The organism is Dethiosulfatibacter sp. (genome assembly GCF_983023055.1).
Genome location: NZ_CEZJXU010000185.1, coordinates 1 through 4,662 on the forward strand (window position 1 = coordinate 1; position 4,662 = coordinate 4,662).

The 4,662-nt window shown below is 34.4% G+C and carries 5 protein-coding genes, 1 tRNA gene and 1 pseudogene; all 7 read left to right on the forward strand.

Annotation, left to right across the window (positions count from 1 at the left end; genetic code table 11):
• Window positions 1-449, forward strand: a pseudogene (locus AC3AX0_RS07585) (carbamoyl-phosphate synthase large subunit); the annotation flags it as partial.
• 115 nt (window positions 450-564) lie between these two features.
• Window positions 565-661, forward strand: a tRNA-Sec gene (locus AC3AX0_RS07590).
• Between the two features lie 20 nt (window positions 662-681).
• Entirely contained in the window at window positions 682-1,044 is a 363-nt protein-coding gene (locus AC3AX0_RS07595) for an adenine nucleotide alpha hydrolase family protein (protein WP_487549702.1), read from the forward strand.
• 35 nt (window positions 1,045-1,079) lie between these two features.
• Window positions 1,080-1,388 carry a YkvA family protein gene (locus AC3AX0_RS07600; RefSeq protein ID WP_487549703.1) on the forward strand — a complete coding sequence of 103 codons (309 nt, stop codon included), beginning with the start codon at window positions 1,080-1,082 and terminating at the stop codon, window positions 1,386-1,388.
• 79 nt (window positions 1,389-1,467) lie between these two features.
• On the forward strand, window positions 1,468-2,922 hold the full coding sequence (locus AC3AX0_RS07605; RefSeq protein WP_487549704.1) for a hypothetical protein: 1,455 nt from the start codon (window positions 1,468-1,470) through the stop codon (window positions 2,920-2,922).
• Window positions 2,923-3,029: 107 nt separating this feature from the next.
• Window positions 3,030-3,713: an ABC transporter ATP-binding protein gene (locus AC3AX0_RS07610; RefSeq protein WP_487549705.1), complete on the forward strand. Its 684-nt coding sequence runs from the start codon at window positions 3,030-3,032 to the stop codon at window positions 3,711-3,713.
• Between the two features lie 12 nt (window positions 3,714-3,725).
• Window positions 3,726-4,662, forward strand: a 937-nt coding sequence (locus AC3AX0_RS07615) for an efflux RND transporter periplasmic adaptor subunit (RefSeq protein ID WP_487549706.1), incomplete at its 3' end; no start/stop codon positions are given.

Genomic DNA, 4,662 nt, shown 5'->3' on the forward strand with positions numbered 1-4,662 from the left:
CTGGATTGGAGATGCCTGACAAAGACAAATACATACTTGCTACAGTAAAGCCAAAGGATAAGGAAATAATTAAATCATTGGCAAAAAGATTTAACCGCCTTGGCTACAAAATGGCTGCTACGGAAGGTACAAGTAAAGAGATAAGCAGTGTTGGTGTTGACTCCCTTGTGGTTAATAAAATAGGACAGAAAGATGACATACTTGATTTTATCCAAAGCAGAAAGGTAGGATTGATAATAAATACGCCTACAAAAGCTAATGACTCCAAACGAGATGGATTCATGATAAGAAGAAAATCTGTGGAAAATGGAATTGAACTATTAACAAATCTTGAGACAGTGGATGCACTTTGCTCAGTAATAGAAAATAAAATTCCAGATAAAGACCTGGATGTATTTGAAATAAGCGAATTATATACTAAAAAAGAGATAAAAAAGGATATAGTCTAGCGCTCATTCTGCCGATGTGACGTTGTCACTTTGTTGGGAATATATATTTGTTTTAATTAAAACCTAAAATAAATCTTGTAAACAGACATTTATTATGGTATATTTGTCTTTGCACGGGAGTAGATAAGTGCTGGTGTGCTTCCTGGTCTTCAAAACCAGTGTGGGGCGTTTATAGCGTCCTGGGTGGGTTCGATTCCCATATACTCCCGCCATATGTTTAAAGGAGCTTTTAGTGATAAATAATGTAATGGTTTGTGTTACACAGCAAAAAACATGCGAAAGACTTATTGACAAAGGTAACAGTCTCAAGAACGAAGAAAACATGTTGTATGTAGTCCATGTAGTTAATGAGAATGACAAGCTTTTAAGGAATTATACTGATGGAGAGGCTCTTGAATATCTTTTTGGGATAACAAAAGAATTGGGTGCGGAACTTGTAATAGAGCGATCCAAGAATATTATAGATACATTGGTTAAATTTGCTGGTAAAAATGCTGTAGGTACAGTAGTGTTGGGTAAATCGCCAGATGGCAAGAATAAATTTGAAGAGAAATTAAAGAAAAAGCTTAAAGATGTAGAAATGATAATAATATAAAGAAGTGGTGCATATTGTTCGAAAAATTTAGTGTTATGCTTAAACTTTTAAGAAGCAAGGAAGTCAGCTGGAAAGATAAGCTTCCAATTATTGGCTTTATTGTATATATTGTAAGTCCTGTGGATTTGATACCTTATCCTATATTAGGCTTCAGCATAGTTGATGACCTGGTTGTTTTTATGTTGTTAATAAATCTTGTAAATAGGTCTATAAAAAAATACAGTACAACCAATGACAAGGGTGTTGACCCTGATCATGTTGTCAGCGATGTCGACTATAAAGTCGAAGACGCTGAAGATGATAAAAATGTTAAAGATGACAGCAATAATGAAGATGGGCAATGAATGCTCATTTTTTATTTTCGTATTTCAAACAGTGTGAAGTTATGTTAAAATAGTAGCAGAGATGACAGAGAGGTATACAATGGGTTATTTTAAAAATTACGATGTTAAAGAAATAATATATGATAACAGCTTTCAGAGAATATCACTGTGTGTAAATAATGATGACGGATCGGAATTCTACAACAACATAATAATGAGTACAAGAATCATAGATCTCATTGACACGGAGAAATTGACCAGAAAATTCAAAAATGTTCTTGTGGCTGAAAAATCAGACGACAGAGCATATATTATAACAGTTCCGGGGGAAGGAGTCCATTACGAAAATTATTTTTCAAACAAGAATCTTACCATGAAGGAACAGCTCTTTCTTACTGAGGATCTTCTCTTTAAGTTTCAGGACCTTGAAATGTTTGAAGACTTAATAGAAGAGGCTATAATATCCAAGGAAAATATTCTTGTAAGGGATAATGAGATAGAGTTTGACAATATATTGAAATTCAGCCAGGGGTATGATATAAGCGAAAGTTTGCTTATCAAATCAGTTGGTGACTATATGCACTACATATATACGGGAAGATTTATTGACGATTACAATATTTCAGACAAGTTGCCTCCAGATATTATGAAAATAATAATTAGATGCTACTCCAATCAGTACAAGGACATGGGGGAAGTAATCAGGGCTTTCAAAAAATCGCAGACATACTCACTGGTATTTGTACCGGTTCCTAATTCTGTTTTTAAGAAAGAATCAGCAGTAGAGGTTGATGAACCTTCAAAACCTGGACCTAATTTTGAAAATTTATCAAAATCAGATGATCATTTTCATCCGGATGATCCAGATGAAAATGATTTTGAAGCTAATGTCGAGGACGATGTATATGATGAGGTCAAAAAAAGAAAATTTAGCCTTAATCAGATAGCTGCAATAATCCTTATAATGATTATCCCTGTTATAATACTCATTATGACAAGCCTTGGAAGAGATGAATTGGAAGAGCATACGGAACTTCCAGAAGCCAACAATGAGATAGTAATAAACAATGCAAATAGCAACAATACAAATTCAAACGGAGAAAATCTTGAAGAAACCATAAACAAATTTTTCAGCCAGAACCTATTGGATTCTACAGATAGTGAATTCAATGCTGAAATTGATTTTAAAAAATTTTATGATGGATATTCATCGCTTGTAATTAAAAATGATGGAAGTGCAAGTAAAAAAACACTGTTTGCAGTAGTTGACATGTCTAATGAAGAACTGGACTATATGAAAAACAGGCAGGTAGGATTATCAATGAAGCTTACCAGTGAAAAGAACGAAGTAGAAGGATCTGTAATAGTTGAAGTAATAGAAAACGGAAAAATTTCAGCTTATTCAAGCGATAAGGTTCTTTTAAACAGCGACATATGGTTCCTTAATCAACTTACTGTGAACCTGGGAAATACGGATAGAATACTGTTGTATTTTGACTATGATGGGGATTCTACAGTATGGATAGATGGAATAGAGATAGATGTATTGAAATAAATAAAGGTATAAAGCGGGTGACCGCTTTATTTTTTTGCGATTTTTTAAAAATAAGGGAACTTATTTTTTTCATTGACGTCTAATGTATTTGGACTGGAGGTGACATCTTGGATGTAATAAAGATGAACAAGATAGTAAAAGAATATAGAATTGGAGAAATTAAGTTTAATGCATTAAAAAACATTGATTTATGTATTGGAAATGGTGAATTTGTTTCAATTATGGGTCCGTCGGGATCTGGAAAATCAACTCTGTTGAATGTAATAGGTTGTCTTGACAAATGTACAGAAGGCAGTTATATACTTGACGGTAACAGTGTTGAAAAACTCAGTGACAACCAGCTGTCGGAAATACGAAACAGGTTCTTAGGATTTGTATTTCAAAATTTCAGCTTGCTCACAAAGCTGAATTCTCTAAAAAATGTGGAAATTCCTCTTGTATATAGAGGCATAAACGGGAAAATGAGAAAGGAAATGGCAGAGGAAGCATTGATAAAAGTTGGACTGAAGGACAGAATGAAGCATTTGCCTACTCAGCTTTCAGGAGGACAGCAGCAAAGAGTTGCCATAGCAAGGGCTATAGTTGGTAACCCATCGGTGCTCCTTGCTGATGAGCCAACAGGAGCTCTTGATACTTCAACAAGCAACAACATAATGGAGTTATTTATGAAGCTGAACGAAGAAACGAATCTGACGATAGTGCAGGTTACTCACGAAGAAGCAATAGCAGAATATGGTAAACGAATCATCCGTCTCGTAGACGGCGAAATAAATAGAATAGACATAAACTGATTGGAGGAAAAAATGTTAAAAAAATTCATACCCATAATACTGATTTTGGTATTGGCATTTGCAGGGGTTTCATATGCTGTAAATGAACTTATGCCTGGAGATGACGAAGAAACAATAAATAAAATACTATATTCAACAGATCCTGTTATAAAAGGAGATATCAATGTTGGAGTAAACACTTCAGGACAGCTTAATGCTTCCTATGGTGGTGGAATAAAGGTTCCAGAAGCATCAGATCCTGAATTTTATGGAATTTCTTATATTATCGAAGAATTTTTAGTGGAGGAAGGAGATTCCATGAAAGCTGACGAACCTATAATAAGGCTTTCGTCAAATGACCTTGAAACTAGAATTGATGATTTGAAGATAAAGCTTGAAAACAAGAAGGATTATCTGGCACAGCTTCTTGGAATTGATGCAAGGGATGTTGAAAATGTGAATCCATATGATGGAATTGTAATAATTTCACCTATCGATGGAAGGGTTACTGAACTTAAGGCTTCTGAAGGTGAAGAGCTGGATGGCTTGATTGCCAATATAATAAATGATTCCGAAATAAAAATTTCTTTCAAAGTGCTGGAAAATGAATACTCTCTCCTTTACGAAGGGCAGAGAATACTGCTCAAATTTCCTTATTTTGAAGGATATTATGAAGGGAAGATAACAGATCTTAATCCCAATTCAGTGCCAAATGATGATTCGGAATTTGGTCTTTCATATGTGCACTGGGGTGAAATCACAGCTTTAAACCCTGGTCTAGTACAGACAAATATGATTACTTCAATAAGTACACCTGTAAGTGATGATGTAAACCTTCCAAAGTTAACATTATCTGAATCCGGAAAAGTGGTGGCATATGGAAAGGAAAAGAAAATATATAAAAATTCAATTTCATCAGATGAAATTACTGTTACCGAAGTACTTGTAAATGAGATGGATTATGTTGAGA

Excerpts from the sequence above, each read along its gene's own strand:
- AC3AX0_RS07605 (WP_487549704.1), top strand. The coding sequence starts at position 1,468 with ATGGGTTATTTTAAAAATTACGATGTTAAAGAAATAATATATGATAAC.
- AC3AX0_RS07600 (WP_487549703.1), top strand. The coding sequence starts at position 1,080 with ATGCTTAAACTTTTAAGAAGCAAGGAAGTCAGCTGGAAAGATAAGCTT.